Origin of the sequence: Campylobacter sp. BCW_6889, assembly GCF_001762535.1 — a bacterium.
Lineage (GTDB): Bacteria > Campylobacterota > Campylobacteria > Campylobacterales > Campylobacteraceae > Campylobacter_D > Campylobacter_D jejuni.
The window spans coordinates 152,599-172,563 of sequence record NZ_MJWZ01000023.1; the positions used below are offsets into that span (position 1 = coordinate 152,599).

20 protein-coding genes are annotated in these 19,965 nt (G+C 30.0%); 5 read left to right on the top strand and 15 right to left on the bottom strand.

Translation table 11 applies throughout. The features are described 5' to 3' along the window. Window positions 1-7: 7 nt before the first annotated feature. From AJ939_RS02600 to aat, 4 genes are read left to right on the top strand one after another with little or no spacing between them, the layout of a single operon-like run. Window positions 8-610: a TlpA disulfide reductase family protein gene (locus AJ939_RS02600; protein ID WP_002888338.1), complete on the top strand. Its 603-nt coding sequence runs from the start codon at window positions 8-10 to the stop codon at window positions 608-610. Further along, window positions 610-900 carry an ATP-dependent Clp protease adaptor ClpS gene (locus tag AJ939_RS02605; protein WP_044779145.1) on the top strand — a complete coding sequence of 97 codons (291 nt, stop codon included), beginning with the start codon at window positions 610-612 and terminating at the stop codon, window positions 898-900. Before AJ939_RS02600 ends, AJ939_RS02605 begins: the two co-directional genes overlap by 1 nt. Next, window positions 897-3,026, top strand: a complete 2,130-nt coding sequence (locus AJ939_RS02610; RefSeq protein WP_070233040.1) for an AAA family ATPase — start codon at window positions 897-899, stop codon at window positions 3,024-3,026. Before AJ939_RS02605 ends, AJ939_RS02610 begins: the two co-directional genes overlap by 4 nt. After that, on the top strand, window positions 3,001-3,648 hold the full coding sequence (gene aat / locus AJ939_RS02615) for a leucyl/phenylalanyl-tRNA--protein transferase (protein ID WP_002826100.1): 648 nt from the start codon (window positions 3,001-3,003) through the stop codon (window positions 3,646-3,648). Before AJ939_RS02610 ends, aat begins: the two co-directional genes overlap by 26 nt. A 22-nt stretch (window positions 3,649-3,670) precedes the next feature. Here aat and cetZ read toward each other — a convergent pair whose 3' ends face one another. From cetZ to AJ939_RS02630, 3 genes are all read right to left on the bottom strand, one after another. Next, entirely contained in the window at window positions 3,671-4,960 is a 1,290-nt protein-coding gene (gene cetZ / locus AJ939_RS02620; RefSeq protein ID WP_070233038.1) for an energy taxis response protein CetZ, read from the bottom strand. 80 nt (window positions 4,961-5,040) lie between these two features. Beyond that, window positions 5,041-5,667, bottom strand: coding sequence for a MarC family protein (locus AJ939_RS02625; RefSeq protein WP_079860114.1), 627 nt, complete (start codon window positions 5,665-5,667; stop codon window positions 5,041-5,043). Between the two features lie 14 nt (window positions 5,668-5,681). After that, window positions 5,682-6,041, bottom strand: coding sequence for a methionine-R-sulfoxide reductase (locus tag AJ939_RS02630; protein ID WP_002861829.1), 360 nt, complete (start codon window positions 6,039-6,041; stop codon window positions 5,682-5,684). An 89-nt stretch (window positions 6,042-6,130) separates the two neighbouring features. On the opposite strand from AJ939_RS02630, the gene AJ939_RS02635 reads away from it, so the two are divergent. Beyond that, window positions 6,131-6,928: a ferritin-like domain-containing protein gene (locus AJ939_RS02635; RefSeq protein ID WP_002870517.1), complete on the top strand. Its 798-nt coding sequence runs from the start codon at window positions 6,131-6,133 to the stop codon at window positions 6,926-6,928. On the opposite strand, the gene pssA is transcribed toward AJ939_RS02635, so the two are convergent. From pssA to pglB, 12 genes are all read right to left on the bottom strand, one after another. Beyond that, entirely contained in the window at window positions 6,919-7,647 is a 729-nt protein-coding gene (pssA, locus tag AJ939_RS02640; protein ID WP_002859122.1) for a CDP-diacylglycerol--serine O-phosphatidyltransferase, read from the bottom strand. The genes AJ939_RS02635 and pssA overlap by 10 nt on opposite strands. Before the next feature lie 9 nt (window positions 7,648-7,656). Further along, window positions 7,657-8,274, bottom strand: a complete 618-nt coding sequence (locus tag AJ939_RS02645) for a phosphatidylserine decarboxylase (protein WP_044779141.1) — start codon at window positions 8,272-8,274, stop codon at window positions 7,657-7,659. Continuing rightward, a complete protein-coding gene (ftsH, locus tag AJ939_RS02650) occupies window positions 8,271-10,208 on the bottom strand; it encodes an ATP-dependent zinc metalloprotease FtsH (RefSeq protein WP_044779140.1) in 1,938 nt (645 codons plus the stop codon). The genes AJ939_RS02645 and ftsH overlap by 4 nt, the downstream gene beginning before the upstream one ends. Further along, window positions 10,208-11,056, bottom strand: coding sequence for a 50S ribosomal protein L11 methyltransferase (locus tag AJ939_RS02655; protein ID WP_044779139.1), 849 nt, complete (start codon window positions 11,054-11,056; stop codon window positions 10,208-10,210). Before AJ939_RS02655 ends, ftsH begins: the two co-directional genes overlap by 1 nt. A gap of 22 nt (window positions 11,057-11,078) precedes the next feature. Beyond that, entirely contained in the window at window positions 11,079-11,471 is a 393-nt protein-coding gene (locus AJ939_RS02660) for a chemotaxis response regulator CheY (protein ID WP_032603349.1), read from the bottom strand. Window positions 11,472-11,583: 112 nt separating this feature from the next. Further along, window positions 11,584-12,477, bottom strand: coding sequence for a PDC sensor domain-containing protein (locus AJ939_RS02665; protein WP_044793933.1), 894 nt, complete (start codon window positions 12,475-12,477; stop codon window positions 11,584-11,586). Next, window positions 12,477-14,249 (bottom strand): UDP-N-acetylglucosamine 4,6-dehydratase (configuration-retaining), encoded by a 1,773-nt coding sequence (gene pglF, locus AJ939_RS02670; protein WP_044779137.1) that lies wholly within the window; start codon window positions 14,247-14,249, stop codon window positions 12,477-12,479. Before pglF ends, AJ939_RS02665 begins: the two co-directional genes overlap by 1 nt. Window position 14,250: 1 nt before the next feature. After that, on the bottom strand, window positions 14,251-15,411 hold the full coding sequence (gene pglE, locus AJ939_RS02675) for a UDP-N-acetylbacillosamine transaminase (RefSeq protein ID WP_070276524.1): 1,161 nt from the start codon (window positions 15,409-15,411) through the stop codon (window positions 14,251-14,253). A gap of 97 nt (window positions 15,412-15,508) precedes the next feature. Continuing rightward, complete coding sequence (gene pglD / locus AJ939_RS02680; RefSeq protein WP_032603433.1) at window positions 15,509-16,099, bottom strand: UDP-N-acetylbacillosamine N-acetyltransferase; 591 nt, start codon at window positions 16,097-16,099, stop codon at window positions 15,509-15,511. After that, window positions 16,086-16,688, bottom strand: a complete 603-nt coding sequence (gene pglC / locus AJ939_RS02685) for an undecaprenyl phosphate N,N'-diacetylbacillosamine 1-phosphate transferase (protein ID WP_070276522.1) — start codon at window positions 16,686-16,688, stop codon at window positions 16,086-16,088. Before pglC ends, pglD begins: the two co-directional genes overlap by 14 nt. Continuing rightward, on the bottom strand, window positions 16,681-17,811 hold the full coding sequence (gene pglA / locus AJ939_RS02690; RefSeq protein ID WP_002861840.1) for a N,N'-diacetylbacillosaminyl-diphospho-undecaprenol alpha-1,3-N-acetylgalactosaminyltransferase: 1,131 nt from the start codon (window positions 17,809-17,811) through the stop codon (window positions 16,681-16,683). Before pglA ends, pglC begins: the two co-directional genes overlap by 8 nt. A 9-nt stretch (window positions 17,812-17,820) precedes the next feature. Beyond that, window positions 17,821-19,962, bottom strand: a complete 2,142-nt coding sequence (pglB, locus tag AJ939_RS02695) for an undecaprenyl-diphosphooligosaccharide--protein glycotransferase (RefSeq protein ID WP_070276520.1) — start codon at window positions 19,960-19,962, stop codon at window positions 17,821-17,823. Window positions 19,963-19,965 lie beyond the last annotated feature (3 nt).

Here is a 19,965-nt window from a genome sequence, read left to right on the forward strand (position 1 = left end):
AAATTAAATGAAAAAAATTTTAACCCTATTTTTAATAAGTTTAGCATTTTTTCTTAATGCTTGCTCCAAAGAAGAAGAAATTCAAAATGATTTTATGTTTGAAGAGTATCACAAAGGAGATAAAATAGTATTAAATAGTGTAAATGGTGGAAGCAAAACTTTAATAAGAACAGATAAAGGTTTTGTGGTAGAAGGAGAGGAAGGAAAAGTTCTAATGTTTGATTTTTTTGGCACTTTTTGCACCCCATGCAAAGAAGAAGCTTTAGATCTTAGCAAACTTTGGAAAAATAATTCTAGCAAATTTATCATTATAGGACTTACACATTTTGAAGATGTTAGCGATGAAACAGTTAAAAAATTCGCAGATGATTATGGTGCTTACTATTTTCTAAGCAATGGCAGCTCTAACGATCGTATTATTGCTCAAATTTTAAAAGATATAGACTATCAAAATATGGAGCAACTTCCTTTTAAAGTTGTTTTAAAAAATGGAATTTATCAAAAAATAAGCGATTACTGGAATAATAATACTCCAACAAATTTTTATCTTGGCAAAATTCCAACAGAACTCATGCAAGAAGATTTAAATAAAATCTACAAAGGAAAATAATGCCAAAAACCCAAACTCTAGAGCAAATAAAACTTAGTGAACCAAAAATGTATAAAGTTATACTCTTAAATGATGATGTAACAACCATGGATTTTGTCATAGAAATTTTGATGAATATTTTTCATCAAAACCTTGAAAAAGCAAGTCAAACAATGTTAGAAATTCATCACAATGGTTCTGGAATTTGTGGCATTTACACTCAAGAAATAGCTCTTTCAAAACAAAAAAAAGTTATAGATGCGGCTAAACTTGCTAATTTTCCACTACAAGCAAAGGTGGAAGAAGAATGAAATACCAAGAAAATTTACAAAAATATCTTGATAATGCCAAAAATCTAAGCTTAATAAACCACCATGAATTTGTTACCTGTGAGCATGTACTGTTTGCATTACTAAAACTAAGCACTGATTTTAAGGATATATTTGAAGAATTTTCAGATGGAGATCTTGAACTTCTAGAAACTGAATTAAAAAATTACATTTCTCAAAACAATCAAATTATTAAACAAGAAATAGAACCTACAATATCTGTTGTTTTAGATGAAATCTTACTTTCACTTAAAAATAAAAATAATGAAATTAAAATTATAGATTTTTTAGAAAAGCTCATACAGGATTCAAGAAGTTATTCTAGCTATCTCTTAAAAAAACACAACATAAATCTTAACAAAATTCAAGAACTTCAAAATCATGAAAATATACAAAATTTAAGCAACCACACAAGTGATTTAACACTTTTAGCTCAAAATGGCAAGATTGATCCTTTAATAGGAAGAAAATTTGAACTTGAAAGAATGATGCAAATTCTTTCACGTCGCAAGAAAAATAATCCTATTTTAGTAGGAGAGGCAGGAGTTGGCAAAACGGCCATTGTAGAAGGATTAGCATTGGCTATTGCGGAAAAAAAGGTGCCTAAAAACTTACAAAATGCAAAAATTTTTAGTCTTGATATGGCTAGTATACTTGCGGGAACAAAATACCGTGGAGATTTTGAGAAAAGAATTAAAGAAATTTTAAATGAACTTGAGAAAATACCCAATGCTATTTTATTTATTGATGAAATTCACACTATAGTAGGAGCTGGAAGTACAGGAGAATCTCATACTGATTTTTCCAATCTTTTAAAACCGGCTCTAAGTAATGGAACTTTAAAATGCATAGGTGCAACAACTTTTATGGAATATAAAAATACTTTTGATAAAAATAAACCCCTAAGTCGCCGTTTTGCTAAAATAAATGTAGATGAACCAAGCCAAGAAGAAAGCTTGCAAATTCTGAAAGGATTAAAAAACAAATATGAAGAATTTCATCATATAAAATTAAACGATGAAATTCTTCAATATGCTGTAATTTGGGGTAAAAAATTTTTTAATGATAAATTTTTACCTGATTGTGCTATAGATCTGGTCGATGAACTTGGTGCTTCTTTTGCTTTAAATCCAAAAGCTAAAAAAAATGCCAATTTAAAAGATTTAGAAAATGTTTTAGCAAAAATGACCCACCATCACAAAATGTTTGAATTCGATCAAAATAAAGCTTTAATGAATTTAAAAACAAATTTAAAAGCAAAAATTTTTGGCCAAGATGAAGTTATAGATAGCCTTGTTTCATCACTTAAGCAAAGTTTCGCAGGATTTAAAAATTCCAATACACCACGCGGAGTGTTTTTGTTTACTGGATCAAGTGGAGTTGGAAAAACAGAACTTTGCAAAGCTTTAGCTGAATTTTTAGGTTTAAATTTAGAACGCTTTGATATGAGTGAATATGCAGAAAAACATGCTATAAGTAAACTAATAGGATCTCCAGCTGGATATATAGGTTTTGAAGAGGGTGGACTTTTAAGCAATGCTATCCGCAAAAATCCTTTCAGTCTTGTTCTTTTTGACGAAATAGAAAAGGCTCATCCTGATTTAAGTAATACCTTTTTACAGATTTTTGACAATGCTGAACTCACCGACAATAGTGGTCTTAAAGTAGATTTTAAAAATACAATCATTATTATGACATCCAATCTAGGACTTAAAGAAAGCAATGAGCTTGGTTTTTTAAGTAAAAATGAAGAAAAAAGTAATCGTGCTATCAAAGATTTTTTTGCTCCAGAATTTATTAATCGCATTGATAAAATTTTACATTTTAATGATTTAAACGATGCTATACTTGTTAAAATTATCGAAAAAGAACTTGATGAAATTTCTAAAAATTTAAATAATATAAAATTATCAGTGGATGATAAAGCTAAAATTTATTTAGCTAAAAAAGCCTATAATAAAGAATTTGGAGTAAGGCTTTTAAAACGCATAATTTCTGAGGAGATAGGAGAAAAAATCAGTGATGAAATTTTATTCGGAAAGCTTAAAAAAGGCGGTATAGCTAAAATCAAACTTGGTAAAAATGGAAAGCTCGAATTTATATTCTAAATTACTCAATGCACCTAAAAATGCCCCTGTATTTTTAAGTCAAAATTTAGAAGCTGATTTTATTGTAAAAGCTTATACTTTTGGTCTATTCCCATGGACAAGTAAACCTGTAACTTGGTGGTGTCCAGATCCTAGATGCATTTTAATTCCAAATCAAATTCACATCCAAAAAAATATGAAAAAATTTATTAATCTCTATCAAATTAAACTTGATTATGATTTTTTAAAATTAATTACATTATGTCGCGATACACGCTCTCAAAGCTGGATAGATGATGAATTTATTACCACTTATTATAAGTTATTTACCCAAGGCTATGCGCATAGCCTTGAACTTTATGAAAATAATGAACTTATAGGTGGAATTTATGGTTTAATTTTAGGCAAGGTTTTCTTTGGTGAAAGCATGGTAAGCATTAAAAAAAATGCATCTAAAGTTGCCATGATTAAACTTTGTGATTTATTAAAACCTTATGATTTTATCATAGATTGTCAAGTTTATAACCAACATTTAGAATTTATGGGTGCTCATAATATTTCTAGGAAAGAATTTTTAAATATTTTAAAAGAAAAATGCAATCAAGAAAGTGGTTTTAAAAATTTTAAAGATTTAATTACTTAAAAAATAAGCGTGAAAATCACGCTTATGACATTGCTTTAGCAACTTCAGCAGAGCTTTCACGAATTTTCTCCATACATTCTCTTGCTTCTTTTGCAAGTTCAACACTCTGATTAACATCCTCTAAACCGCTTTTAATACTCTCAACCACTTGTGATGTAACATTACGAATAGAATTAATCGTAGTGGTAATTTCATTAACTGAATGCCCTGTTCTTTCAGCTAAATTTCTTACTTCATCAGCAACAACAGCAAAACCTCTACCATGTTCACCAGCACGTGCTGCCTCAATAGCAGCATTTAAAGCAAGCAGATTAGTCTGATCAGCAATATCACTAATAGTCTGAATAATAGATTTAATTTCATCTGATTGTTGATTTAATGAGGAAACAAGATTTGAACTTTGAGACATCATATCAGCAATATTCTGAACATTTGAAACAGTGTTTTCAATTACACGATCTCCATCTTGAGTAAGATTATCATTTTTTTCTGCAAGTTCGCTTATGAGGCGAAGTTTTTCTTGATCTTTTTTAACTTGTTCGCTTATATCTGTAGCAAATTTAATAACCTTGTAAATTTTCCCATCATCATTTTTAACCGGATTATAACTTGCTTCAAGGTATACTTTTTTATTATTTCTTCCGTATCTTATATATTTACCTGATTGAAATTTGCCCTCTCTTAAATCTTCCCAAAATTGAACATAGTCCTTAGAGTGTCTATAATTAGAATCACAGAACATACTATGATGCTTTCCTTTAATCTCATCAATATTAAAATCCATAGTTCTTAAAAAATTTTCATTAGCCGTAATAATAGTCCCATCAGGTTTAAATTCAATAATAGCCATAGAACGATTAGCAGCAGCAATAGTATTTCTAAGATCAAGCATTTCATAATGTCTTTGAGTTATATCATTGGCAAATTTAATAATTTTATAAACATGACCATTATTATCACTAATTGGAAGATAATTTGCTTCTAAATAAACATCTATCCCTCCCTTAGCTATACGTCCAAAAAGACCACTTCTAGCTTTTCCATCTCTTAAATCTTTCCAAAAATCACTATATGCTGAAGAATTAACAACTTCAGGCAAACAAAACATACTATGATGCTTGCCCTTGATCTCTGAAAGGGAGTATTTCATAGTTGTTAAAAAATTTTGATTTGCCTCTAAAATAACGCCATCGGTGGTAAATTCAATTACCGCCATGGTATTCCCAATAGATCTTAAAATATCTCCTAAACCATTACACTTTTTTTCAAGTTGTTCAATTATTTCAGTATTGTTTTTCTTAGCACCAAACATAAAACTCACCTTTTTAATAATAAATTATTTTAAAATTATATCATATTTATATAGTATTATTTACTTAAAATTATATTAATTTATAAGTTAAATATATCTTTTAAACCTACAATAATCATCTTAAACCCCATAGCAGCAATAAATACTTGTGCTATACGAGAAAAAACATGTAAAATCAATTTTCCAACTATTTTTTCTATAGTAGCTGCAAAATGAAAAAGTATAAACATAAAAATAAAAGCTATCATTACTCCGCCAAGAGCAACATCAAGCCCACCATCTTCGGCTATAACGATAATACTAGCTAAAGTTCCAGGCCCAACAAGCATAGGAAATGCCATAGGTATTAAACTCTGTCTTAAAATTTCCTTATCATCCATATCCTGATAAGAACTAAAATCCTTAGTTGCAATTTTTGTTGAAAAAAGTAAATTTTTAATAGCCATTATAATAAGGACTAAGCCACCAGAAACCCTTAAATCATCTAATGAAACTCTAAAAATATAGTTCATAAATAAAGGTCCTGATAGTAAAAATACCAAAACTATAGTAAAAGCTGTATAGAGAATAGTTCTAAAAAGTTTTTTTCGAAGCATTAAAGGCAATCCATCACTCATAGCCAAAAATTGAGTTAAATTACCAAAAGGATTTAAGATGGCAAGTAAAGTAATTGCAGCAAAAAATATCAAATAAAGCTCAGAACCCATACTAGAAAACACTATCAATCCTTAGTTTTTACAAATTCCAAAGAAATAGAATTTACACAATGTCTTACATTTTTAGCAGAAAACCCTTCTCCTTCAAAAACATGACCTAAATGTCCATTGCAGTTTGCACACACAATCTCGGTTCTAATCCCATCTTTATCAGGAATTCTTTTAATAGCCCCTCTTATTTCATCATCAAAGCTAGGCCATCCACAACCTGATTTAAATTTATCTTCGGATTTATAAAGCGAAGCTCCACATTGCTTGCATTGATAAATTCCTTTTTCATAAAAATCATTATATTTCCCACTAAAAGGAGCTTCTGTTCCTTTATTTAAAATTACTTTTTTTTCTTCTTCATTTAATTCTTTCATGATCTACCCTTGTAAAATAATTTTTATATTATATAATTAAAATTTCAATTTTAAATGATAAATTTTTATAATTTTCAAGAAAGTTTTAAATGCAAAAAGAATTTTTTCAAGAGCTTCAAAATATTTTATATGAAAAAAATACAAATATAAAATTTCACTCTTTTCAAAATTTTTATGAAGACTTTAAAAGCCACAAATTTATTTTTAATCACGAGAATCAAAGCATTTTCAAAAAAAATACATCACAACAAATTACCTTACTTCATCCTACGCGTATAAGAAGACCTAAATTTGTCAATTCAACTCATGCGCTTGCTAAAATAATTCATTCAGTCGCTCATATAGAATTTAATGCAATTAACCTGGCTTTAGATGCGAGTTATCGCTTTAAAAATCTACCTTTGCAATTTTATTACGATTGGCTGGAGGTAGCAGATGAGGAAATTAAACATTTCAAACTTTTAAATTCAGTACTTGAAGAACTTGGTTACAAATATGGAGATTTTCCAGTGCATGATAATTTAGAATCTGCTCTAGAAGCTACGAAAGACTCTTTAAGCTTTAGAATGGGAGTAGTTCATAGAGGTTTAGAAGCTAAAGGGCTTGATGCCAACCCATTTGTTGTTCAAAAACTTGAAAGCTCCAATCACTCCATTAAAAATCTTTTAATGGAATATCTTGAAATTATACTTAATGATGAAATAAAACACGTTAAAAAAGGAGATACTTGGTGGAAATTTTCAAATCAAAACAAGTATGATTTTATCGAGCTTTGCAAAACATTTAAACAATTCTCTCTTGCAGGAAAAAAACTTAACATTCAGGCAAGAATCAAAGCTGGTTTCACTCAAGAAGAATGCGAAGTCATTGAAAAATTTTACTCTTGATTTCTTATCTTAAATTTTGAAACAATAATGGTATATAAAACCCGAATAATTCCATAAAGCACATACAAGCTTGCTAAAATTACTAAACTTTCAAGGGGATAAAGATATAAAAATGAAAATATTATAATTAATATAATTAAAACTTTTAAAACGCTAGAACGATTAAAATCAAGCTTTTTAAAGCTGGGATAGCGTATATTACTTACCATTAAAAGCCCCAAAATTGCTTGAAGCACCAAAAAAACTACACCATAAGGCTTTAAAAAATCATAACTGATAAACGCATAAGTCCATATAGCACTCACAACTGCTGCAGTAGGTATAGGAAGACCTATAAAAACAGAAGGTTCATAAGTGCCTGTGGTAACATTAAATCTCGCCAAACGAATGGCTCCAAAAACCACAAAAAAAGCCGTAATCAAAGATCCAAGTTTTCCAAAATCATAACCTATAGCCATATAAAAAAGAACCGCTGGAGCAACTCCAAAAGCTACTAGATCAGCTAAAGAATCAAATTCTACTCCAAATTTTGAAGTAGAATTTGTAAGTCTTGCAACACGGCCATCAAGCCCATCGCAAATCAAAGATAAAATAATATAAATCAAAGCTGTATAATAATTTCCATGTATTGAAGCTATAATAGAAATAACCCCTAAAAAAGCTGAAGCAGCTGTAAAAAGATTGGGTAAAATATAGATTAATTGCGGTCTGTTATTCATTATTTTTCCTTACGCAAAATAGCCTAACAATGAACCTGCTTTAATTTCATCATTTAAGCCTATATGAATTCTAGTATCTTTTGGTAAAAGTAAACTTATAGAGCCATTAATTAAAAAACCCATTCTATCTCCTGCTTTTAAATCATGAGAAATATTATCGAGCTTTAATTTTCTATCAAAAGAACCTGCATAAATTCGCAAAGCTATCGTTTTATTCTCTTTAACTTTTGCCAAAATAAAAGCTCTTTCATTCATCATTTTTGCAGATTTTAATTCACTGCACAAAAAAAGCCCGTGTCGTAAACGAATATCTATTATAGACATTGCAAAAGGTGTATTAAAATTCCCAGCATCATAAAGAGCATTTTTAATAGTAATTTCAACACATTCACCTAAATCTTTATGATGAATATTTTCTATTTTAGTAACCCTGCCATCTATAGGTGCAAAAATAGCTTTTTCATCACTACAAACAAGTTCTCTTTTGGGTGCTCTAAAAAGAAAAATACAAATTACAATTAATGCTAATAGTAGGATGGAAAAAGAATAAAAAATCCACACAAAAATAAAAATCAAGCTTAAAATAATAAGACTTAAATATCCATCTTTTGCAATAAAATCTTTCATTCTTCTACTTTAACTTCAATTTTAACTTCTTCGAGCTCTTGCAAACGAGTTGGTAGACTATTTTGTTCCTCAAACTCTTTAATAATCTCACGCACTTTAGCGCCTTCAATAGTCTCTTCTTCATAAAGGGCTGCTACCATAGTCTCAATCGCTCCTTTATAAGTATTTAAAGTATCTTTAACATCTTTATAGCGTTCATCTAAGGTTTTCTTTACATAATCATCTAAAGATTCTGCCATCTTTTCAGAATAATCTTTTATGGTTTGTCCACCACTTAAGAAAGTATTTCTTTGTTTTTCAAGCACCATAAGTCCTGCAATTTCACTCATACCATACATAGAAACCATAGCTTTTATGATATCAGTTGCTCTTTCTAAATCATTACTTGCACCCGTTGAAATTTCACCTATAAACACTTCTTCAGCTGCACGACCACCCAAAAGTACATCTACTTCAGCGATAAGCTCATGTTTTTGCATTAAAAATTTATTTTCCTCAGGAGTATTTAAAGTATAACCTAAAGCCGCAAGACCACGCGGAATCACAGAAACCTTACTTACACGTTTTGCACCTTTGGTAGTTTCAGCGATTAAAGCATGACCACATTCATGATAAGTAACAATTTTCTTTTCTTTTTCATTAATACGACGTGATTTCTTCTCAAGTCCTGCTATAGCTCTTTCAACAGCTTCAACTAAATCATTTTGTTCTACATATTTTTTAGAATCCCTACCCGCTAAAAGCGCCGCTTCATTAATAATATTTGCAAGATCAGCTCCTGCAAGTCCTGCGGTTAAGCGTGCTATGTCTTCTACCTTAACTTTTGGGGAGATTTTTACATCTTTCATGTGCACTTTTAAAATATCACACCTACCTTTAAAATCAGGTTTATCAACCAAAACTTGTCTATCAAACCTTCCTGGTCTTAAAAGTGCTGCATCTAAAACTTCTGGGCGATTTGTTGCTGCTAAAACAATGACTGGGGAACTTTCTGTCCCAAAGCCATCCATTTCAGCCAAAAGCTGATTTAAAGTTTGTTCTCTTTCATCGTTTCCACCCATCATGCCACTTGCCGCACGACTTTTACCAATAGCATCTATTTCATCTATGAAAACAATAGCAGGAGCTTCTTTTTTTGCATTTTCAAACAAATCTCTCACACGAGAAGCGCCTACACCCACAAACATTTCTATAAAAGACGAGCCTGAAACACTAAAAAACGGCACATCAGCTTCACCTGCAACTGCTTTTGCAAGCAAGGTTTTTCCTGTACCTGGAGGCCCAACAAGCAAAAGCCCTTTTGGAATTTTCGCTCCCAATTTAATATATCTTTCAGGATACTTTAAAAAATCTACAATTTCTTTTACTTCTTCTTTAGCTTCTTCAACACCAGCTACATCGCTAAATTTTACTTTAGGTTTTTCTGAATTTACAAGTTTCTTAGAACTTCCTATACCCAATATAGAACTTCCCATATTTTTTTGCATACGACTTGCCAAAAACATCCAAATACCAAAGAAAATAAATACTGGCAAAACCCATGAAAAAAGTATATCCGTAAACCAATTTGTTTCAGAATACGCACCATAAGCGATATTTTTACTATCTAGTAAACTCACAAGCTCAGGATCGTTAACTTTTTTTGCTGTATAAACAGTATTGTGAGAGCTTGAAATTGCTTTGATTGTTGTTTGTCCTATACTAACTTGATTGATTTGTCCACTTTCAATAAGCTTTTTTAACTCAGAATAAGGGACATTTTTATTTACTTCATTACCATTCAATGCCCCACCAAAAGAACCATTGCCATCAAAAAATCCCTTAAAAATAATTATCATTATAATTGCAAAAATCGCAAAAATAAAAATGGGATTTTTGTTAAAAAAATTATTACCCTGCGGATTACCCTTATTATTTGGGGTATTATTATTCATTACTTATCCTTTTTATTATTTTTATATACAAAACTACACCACTCATTGATTTGCATTTCATCAATGAGTTCTAAATCTTGAAATTTTTCTTTAATTCTTGTTGAATATTTATCTAAAATTCCTGACAAAATAAGTATAGCATTATCTTCTAAATGGTTTTTAATATCTTTTTCTAAAATTAAAATCACATCTGCAATGATATTTGCAACAATTAGGTTATATAAACCATTTGCTTTATCTATAGATCCACACCAAGTCTTATGAAAATCGACATCATTTAATCTTGCATTTTCCAAAGAACTATCGATAGCCAACTCATCAGTATCACAAATTTCAACATTACAGCCAAACTTTGCCATGATAATACCTAAAATTCCACTACCGCAACCAAGATCTAAAGCTCTTAATTTACTTTTAGAAAATTTTTGTAAAAATTTTACACAAGAATATGTGCTTTCGTGATGTCCTGAACCAAAGGCTAATGCCGGATTAATCTTTATATTTATACAATTCTTTTTTTCTTCTTGCCAAGTGGTATGGATGTAAACATTATCCACTAAAATAGGTTTTATACCTTTTTTATATTCTTGTATCCAGTCCTTGTTTTCTTTCTCTATAAGACTTAAATTAGAAATAATTTTATGGTTTAAATTGAAAGTAGTTGTAAGTTTTTGAGCAAATATTTCAAGTGCCCATGAAAGATCTTCTAAACTTTCATGGGATCTAATGTAAACACCATTATCTTTCTCTTCTATGGCTTCTATACCTAAATCAAAAACAAAATCAAGAAATAAATTTTTATACCGCTCTTCTACGATAAAGAACAATTCGTAATATTTTTTTTGCATTTAGAATTTTAAAAATCAGCCTTTACTCAGCTGCACCTTCTCCACTTCCTATTCCTAAAACATCTTCAAGTTTTTCCTTTAAAACTTGTGGAGTAAAAGGTTTTACAATATAGTTATTTACGCCAGCTTTTAAAGCAGTAATCACTTCAGCTTTTCCGCCCTCAGTTGTAACCATGATAATAGGCATATCTTCATATTTTTTCTCTGCTCTTACTTTTTTTACCAACTCCAAGCCGTTCATTTCTGGCATATTCCAATCTGTAATTAAAACTTTTACATCTTCATTTTTAGTTAATAAATCCCAAGCTTCAACGCCATGCTCAGCTTCTAAAACATCATCGTGTCCAAGTCTTGTTAGGGTATTTTTAATAATCCTTCTCATAGTAGAACTGTCATCAACAACTAACAATTTCACAATTTCGTCCTTTCAAAGTTTTTATAGTTTTATTTTACCCTTTTTAGCCTTATTAATCAAGCTAAAAAATTTTAAAAAATAGCATTATATCATCTTTTATTTAAAATTTTACTCAAATATTATTATTTTTATACTTAACCGTAAATAAATATACACTTAAACCTAAAAGAAGCAAGCTCACTCCACCGATAAGATAAATCGCATAAATCATCTGAGAAAAATCACCAATAGCAAGTTTAAATACCAACATCAAAGCTTCTATAGCCAAAGCAATGATAATAGAACCTAAAAATCTCACCATAGTTTTTTGAATTCCACCTTCTTCTTTTTTTGTCCTTCCTAATACTTCTTGTTCGATCAAAGTTTTTGCCAAATCAAAAATAGCTAAAGCCAAAGTTATAGCAATAGTACTTTCAAACATATGTTCTATACCTATAGCTTGATTATCAAAAAGACTAAAAAAACCTTTTTGAAATAAAAAACAAGTAATCACAAATAAAACCAGTGCGAAGCAAAAATATACCAAACGACTAAATTGAGTAAAAACAAACTCAAATTTTCCTGCTTGAATAATCTTTAAAATATCTTCAAGCTTGATATCAATACAAACAACAAAAAGCAAGTTATTTTTATCATCGTAAATTGGCATAGAAGCTGTCACGCAAAGCTCATTATTTAAAACCGAAGGATAAGGATCGCTCAAAACACATCGTCTTAATTTTACAGCTCTATAAAAATAAGAACGAGTACTTCTATCCTCACCCTGCCCTATTTCATGAGCCTTATTTAAGGAAATCGCATTTTCTATTTGCATGCCTGAAATATCTAAAATATACAAAGCATCAAAAACAACAACTTCATGAGCTATTTTATCTAAAGCTGTTTTAATCGTTTTAAGGTGAATGTCAGGAAGTTTATTAGGTAAATTTCTTGTTAAAATATAACTCATATAAGCTCTAGCGCGATAGCGATTATCTTCAAATCTTTGTATATCTTTTATATACATTATACACCTTCTTTATTGTGTTTAAATTCAGGCACAATCTTTAATAAAGCTTCTGAAATATCTTCACATATTTGTAAATTGTCTATCTCTTTATTAAGCCAATCAAGATCAACCTTTTCATTCTTTGCTACAAAAATACTCTCATATTGCGTTTTAGCATTATTTTCATCAATCAAAAGCTCTTCATAAAGCTTCTCGCCTTTTCTTAAGCCTGTGATTTTAATTTCTAAATCATTACGATTAGAAAGTAAAAGCATTTTTTTAGCTAAATCTATGATTTTTACAGGCTTACCCATATCCAAAACAAAAAGTTCTCCCCCTTTTGCAATAGCTCCAGCTTGTAAAACAAGTTGCACTGCCTCAGCCACAAGCATAAAATAACGCACTATATCAGGGTGTGTTAAAGTTAAAGGCTCATTATTGGCAATTTGTGCTTTAAATTTCGGTATCACACTACCGCTAGAACCTAAAACATTACCAAAACGCACACAAGCAACTTCAAAATTTTCATCACTCATATTTAAAGTATAAAGCTCGCAAACTCTCTTAGTACAACCCATAATATTTGTTGGTCGCACTGCTTTATCTGTACTTATCATCACAAATTTAGCTACTTTATTTTCTTTAGCACTGTCGCATAAAATTTTAGTTCCTAAAATATTATTAATTACTGCTGAATGTGGATTTTGTTCGCAAAGAGGCACATGTTTATAGGCGGCTGCATGTAAAATAAGCTCAGGTTTATAAGTTTTTAATACCTCATCTAAACTTTGCTTATCTAAAATACTCAGTAAAATAGGAGTAATTTTTTCTTTATATAAATTTAAATCATCATTGATCTTATAAAGATTATACTCACTATGATCAACCATAATAAGATGCTTAGCACCAAATTTAATACATTGCTTACAAAGTTCACTGCCTATAGTTCCACCTGCTCCACTTACCAAAACTACCTTATCTTTTAAAAAAGCCGCCACAGCACTATCATCTAAATCTTTTGGTTTTCTAGCAAGCAAGTCTTCTATACTGATATCTCTTGCTTCGTTTCTTGTAAAAGAAAATATTTTTACATCGCAAATACCATAAGCTACAAGTTCTTCAAAAAGTTTTTTAAGCTCTTCTTGTTCAAGTCTTAAAGCAATAATGGCAGTTTTTACCCCTTGTTCTACATAAGATTTTATTTTTTCTTTTTCTTCTACAATAAATTTATCACAATAAGTCCCTATAAGCTCTTTTCTCGCATCAACTACGCCTACAGGAAAAAGCCCTAAAGAACCTTCTTTTGCACCTTTTAACAAATGCAAAGCCTTAGAAGTTGCCCCTACTACAATACAAGGAGTTTCTTCTTCTTTCATTCTAGAAGGTTTAAAATCCACAAGCATTCTTTTGCTAATTCTTAAAGTACCTATAAACATATAAGAAAGAACAAAATCTATCACAATAGCACTTCTTGGAAAAGGATTAAAAAAATCACTAAAAAAATAAAAAATAAGAAAAAAACAAAACTCAGCTAAAAGTAAAGCAATAAAAATTTTTCTTGCTTCATTGAGAGAAAAAAATCTCCAAGCTACTTTATAAATTCTAAAAACAAACAAAAATGAAAGTTTTAAAACAAGCAAAATAATAGCAGAAATCATCATACCATGATAAAAAATACTCGGAATATCTCCACTAAATCTCAAAGAAAAAGCCAGATAAACGCTAAGTAAAATTAAAACAATATCTAAAGTTAAAAAAAATGCTAATCTTTTGCTTTTATAAAAAATCATTTTAAGCCTTTATGCTCTTTAAGATCAGTTTTGAAATTTCATAAACATCATCTTTACTCATCGCCGTGCCACTTGGCAAACAAATTCCTTTTTGGAAAAATAACTCACTATTGCCATTAAGATAAGCCTTAGCTCCTTTAAATACTTCTTGAGTGTGCATAGCTTTCCATAATGGTCTTGTTTCTATTTGTTCATTTTTCAAATCTTCTATGAGTTTTGAAATTTTTGGATGCAAAGCGATATTTTTTTGACTGATATTTATATCTTTTTGACAAGCATTAAGTTCATTTTTATCAAAATCAATCAAAGCTGTACTTAACCAGCGATTGCTTCTTGAATTTTCTAATTCATCTAAAAAGCTAAAATGCTCTCCTAAAAATTCTTTATACCACTCATAAATTTCTCTTTTTTTAAGCACTCTTTGTTCTAAAACCTCCATTTGTGCTACACCAATAGCTCCTAAAACATTGCTTAAACGGTAATTATAACCATAATCTAAATGTTCATAATGCAAACAATTTTCCCTTGCTTGAGTGCTATAAAATCTTGCTTTTTCAATCTTTTCTTTATTTTTTCCTATAAGCATACCTCCACCTGAAGTGGTGATAATTTTATTACCATTATAAGAATAAACTCCAAATTCTCCAAAAGTTCCTAAAGCTTTATTCTTATAAAAACTTCCTAAAGCTTCGGCAGCATCTTCGATTAAAACAATTTCATTTTCTTTGCAAATTTTAACAATCTCATCCATTTTTGCAGCATTGCCATAAAGATGAGTTAAAATCAATGCTTTTGGTTTTTTTTCACATTCTTTAATGGCGAGTTTTAACAAATCTACATCAATATTATAAGTTTCATCACAATCTATAAATACAGGCTTTGCTTTAAGATAACAAATAGGTGCTACTGAAGCGATAAAAGTAAAAGAAGAAGCTAAAACGATATCATCTTGTTTTACCCCTGCCACCCTTAAAGCTAAATGCAAAGCCGCTGTGGCTGAATTTAAAGCTAAGGCATTTTCACTTTTGCTATAATCTTTTACACTTTGCTCAAAGCGATTTACAAATTCACCCAAAGGTGCTATATAATTGCTTTTGAAAACTTCTTCTATGTATTTTAATTCATTGCCACCCATATGCGGAGGAGAAAGAAAAAATCTCATGATTTATCCTTTGTATAAAACAAAATTTTTATAAATTGACTCTATTTTACCTAAAAAAATTTACAAAGAATCAAACAAAAATCTTTTTATAATCATTTCATATTTTTCTTTTTGCAGGCACTCCCACAAAAACACCTTTTTCATCTTGACTTTTAACCAAAGTTGCTCCACCACCTAAAATACTATCATCTGCTAAGCTTAAATTAGGCAAAACACAAGAATTAATCCCTAAAAAACAATTTTTACCGATTTTTACATTGCCCGCACACTTAGCCCCTACACTCACATGAGAAAATTCCCCTATCACGCATTCATGTTCAATCACACTTGAAGTATTTAAAATCACGCCTTTTTCTATTTTGGCTTTAGCATTAACTACTACATAAGGCATGATTAAAATTCCTGCATTTTCCTCCACACCTGCACTAGGACTTATAAGTGCACTTTTATGGATAAGATTAACAATTTTAAAGCCATTTTCTGAAATTTTTTGATAAATCTTTTTTCGAATTTCATTGTTTCCTATGGCTATAAAAAAATCATATTTAGGTAAGGTGCTTTCAAATTTCACTCCTTTAAAATCATCTAAAAAAATACATTCTTTATAACCCATATTTTTAGCCACATCTTCACAAACAAGCCCATGACCACTAGCACCATAAATATAAATTTTTTCAGTTCTTGCCATTAAATTTCTCTGTTGTAACATGGCCTTCTTTGCTTACCCCGCTTCGTTTTAAAACCTTTAAAGCTGTTAAAAACATGATTTTTAAATCAAGCAAAAAAGAAATATTTTTCACATAATACACATCAAGTTCGAATTTTTTCTGCCAAGAAATAGCATTTCTACCATTTACCTGCGCCCACCCTGTTATACCTGGACGCACTTTATGACGTAATTTTTGCCCTTCATTGTAAAGAGGTAAATACTCAACCAAAAGAGGTCTAGGTCCAACAAAACTCATATCCCCTTTTAAAACATTAAAAAGTTGTAAAAGCTCATCCAAACTTAAGCTTCTAACGATTTTTCCAAAAGCTTTCAAACGCAATTCATCGCTTAATAACTCACCCTTTTCATCTCTTTCATCGCTCATGGTTTTAAATTTATAAATTTTAAAAATTTTTTCATCTAACCCTGGGCGATTTTGGGTAAAAATCACACTTCCTTGAGTGATTTTTAAAAGTAAAGCAGTGATTAAAATCACCGGAGAAAAAAGCACCAAAAGCACTAAAGCTAAAATAAAATCAAAAATTCTTTTAAAAACTTTTTCATACATTCTTAATTACCCTATCATAAAGTTTTAAATAACGCTGTGCGATATTATTTTCATCGTATTGTAAAGCATCTTGGGCGGCATTTTTAGCTAAATTTAATCTTAATTTTTCATCTTCTAATAAAAGTGAAATTTTTTCGCTTAAATCTTTAGCATTTTTTGTTTTTGCCCAAAGTCCATCATAAGCATTAGAAATAGCCTCCACACAACCTTCGCAATCACTTACCACTATAGCCTTACCGCAAGCTTTTGCCTCCAAAACACTTACAGGAAAGCCTTCTTTATAGCTTGGTAAAACAAAAATATCACAATTTTGCAAAAGCTCGACTATATCACTTCTAGCACCCAAATAATGCACCACGCCAGAGTTTAAAAACTCCAAACTTGCACAAGAAGGATTTTCATCTCTTCCGCCAACTAAAACAAAATTTGCTTTGTCTTTTAGCATAGCAGCACTTTCATAAAATTCTTTCACACCCTTATGCCATAAAGTTCTTGCTATCATAAGCACAATTGGTTTTTTATCTATGTTTAAATTTTTCCAAAAAAGCTCTTTTTTTTCCGATTCTACATAAATAGGAAAAAATTTTTTTACATTGATCCCTACAGATTTTATCACGCAAATTTTATTTTCTTTAAGTCCTAAATTCCGCATAAACTCAGCATTACTTTCATTAACAAAAATAAATTGGTGTGCAAATTTAAAACTTAATTTATAAAGATTATTAATAACAAAACGCACTAAATTTGCCTTGAAACCTTGATCTATATAAAAAGATCCCAAGCCTTCTACCAAAGCAAAACGATAAGGAATTTTTGCCCATTTTGCTGCTAAAATTCCAAAGGTATTGCTTTTATGTGCTGCACTTTGAATAAAATCAAGATTTAAATTTTTCAAAACCTTAGCAAGATAAAAAAAATTCTTTAAAACCACAAAAGGATTTAAACTAGCTCTTGAAAACTCATAAACAATTACTTTTAAGCTAAGATCTCTAAGTTTTTGCGTGTATTCATCTTGCGGCACTATAACAAAAACTTCGTCTTTTCTATCTTTTAACGCTTTTATAATAGGCATTCTAAAATGATAAATACTCGCTCCTGCATGTGATAAAAATCCTATTCTCATTTTCAACCCTTAAATTTTAAGTTTAAAAACCTTAGCATCTCTAGAATTAATCACCAAGTCAAATAAATTCTTATCATAATTTCCCAAAAAAAACATTTGCACATAAGCACTATTAAACATGGTTTTATCCATTAAAATAAATTGTGCATAAGGAATAGCACTATCCTTTAAATAAAAAATATAAAACTGAGCCTTATCATCAATTGGAGTGATTTTGTATTCACCTTGTTTAATAGAATTAATCTCTACGATACTATTTACAGAAACCACATTATCACCTATTTTAAAACTTCTAAAATCATCACTTAAAACCACTCCATTGCTAAGATAAATTTCTCCATTTTTAACATCAAGTGGATAAGCTGTGCTAAAGGTAAAAGGTTTATCCAAAACTCCTGTATCTAAATTAATAAAAGAAAAACTAGCCACCGTAGAAAAAATCAAAGACATTCTAGCGGGCATATAAAGATAAATATCACGAGTTTTTGGCGTATCGATTTTAAAATCAGGTTTTGATAATGAAGCTAGAAACAAATCCACATTGCTTTGATTATAATCTTTCATCATGGCTTGTAAAATGTCTGTTTTTAAAATATCATTTTGCGGAGCATAAAAGCTTTTTTCTGTATATTCTACACTAAGTCTTGCCATATTAGCTGCAGCTTGTTCATCTTTACTTAAAACAAAAGAAGGGAAAAAATTATCCTTACCTAAATGCTTTCCACCATCTACTAAAGTTTTCACATCGCTATAATAACGCACAGGATAACCATAATCCCACCAAGTTACCACATAATCTTCTCTATTGGCTATATTTTTTAATTGATTTAATAATGATGCTTCATTTTGAGAAAAAACTGTTGGTGCTTTATAGTTGTAAATATGAATAAATACTGGGGCTAAAGTCAAAATAGTTGCAAAAACAATACAAATATTTGAAGTTAATTGGCTATATTTTTTAACCAATATAGCCTTACACTCGCTCAATAAAAAACCAAATCCTAAAGCCATTACAGGTACAGAATAAATGGTAAATCTAAGCCCCCCTTTTAAGGCTAAAAACCCAAGCACCAATATAGGTAAAGCCATAATCATACTTTTATGTTTTCTCAAAAGCCATACAAAACCAAACAAAGAAAACAAAAAAACAATTTCACTACCACTAATTCTTCGCATAAATTCGCTAAGATCTACATTTTCAACTTCTTGTATGGTTTGATTGACATTAAAATACATAAAACCCTGTGTTAAATTCGCACTTTCATCACTTCTAAAAATATAAAATTTAAGCTGATAAAGTATAGGATCAACCCCTCCGCTTAAAATCAAAAATATTAAAGTTGCACTACCTAAAATTCCTATAATCATAAAATTTAAGCGTTTTTGCTCTAAGGCGAATAAAGCAAAAAGTATTACTATAATGGCACTTTGATAAAACCATGCTATATTTGAAAGAGTAAGAGAAGACAAAATCACAGCTATATAAAAAATCTTTTCTTTTCTATGAAAAATAAGTGTATAAATTAAAAAAAGTCCAATTAAAGCTACATTTAAAGTATAACTTGAAGGATACCACCAAAGATAAATTCCTATAAATAACGGCAAGGCAATCAATGAAAAAAAGTCTTTTTTTAAAATCATTCTTACCATAAAAAATAAAATAAACATAGGTAAAACAATTACCAGCATATCCGTATCATAATACCCACTCATAGTGCGATTATAATAACTGTTTGCTATGCTTGCTAAAAGAGCAGCTACAAAGCCCATTAAAGGACGTTTGTATTCATTAGCTAGCAAAATAATAGGAATCACCACCAAAGAAGATAAAAAAGTACTCATATATAAAATGATACTTTCAAAAGAAAAAGGTGTGACTTTATAAAGCCAATAAGTAAGCGTAGATAAAGAAGATCCATAATAACTCAAATCATTAGGCTGATGAAAACCTGCTATCATATCTCTTGCGCCCTCAGCAAAGGCATAGCCATCGTTTGAAATGATCATTAATTGATTATTGAAAAAATACTCATTAAACTCACTTGCCCACCAAACCCAATAAAACCTGCAAAATACACTAAAAACATAAGCTAATACAATCATCGCAAACAAAACTAAATAAGGGTTTTTTAAATACTCTTTTTTCAACATCTT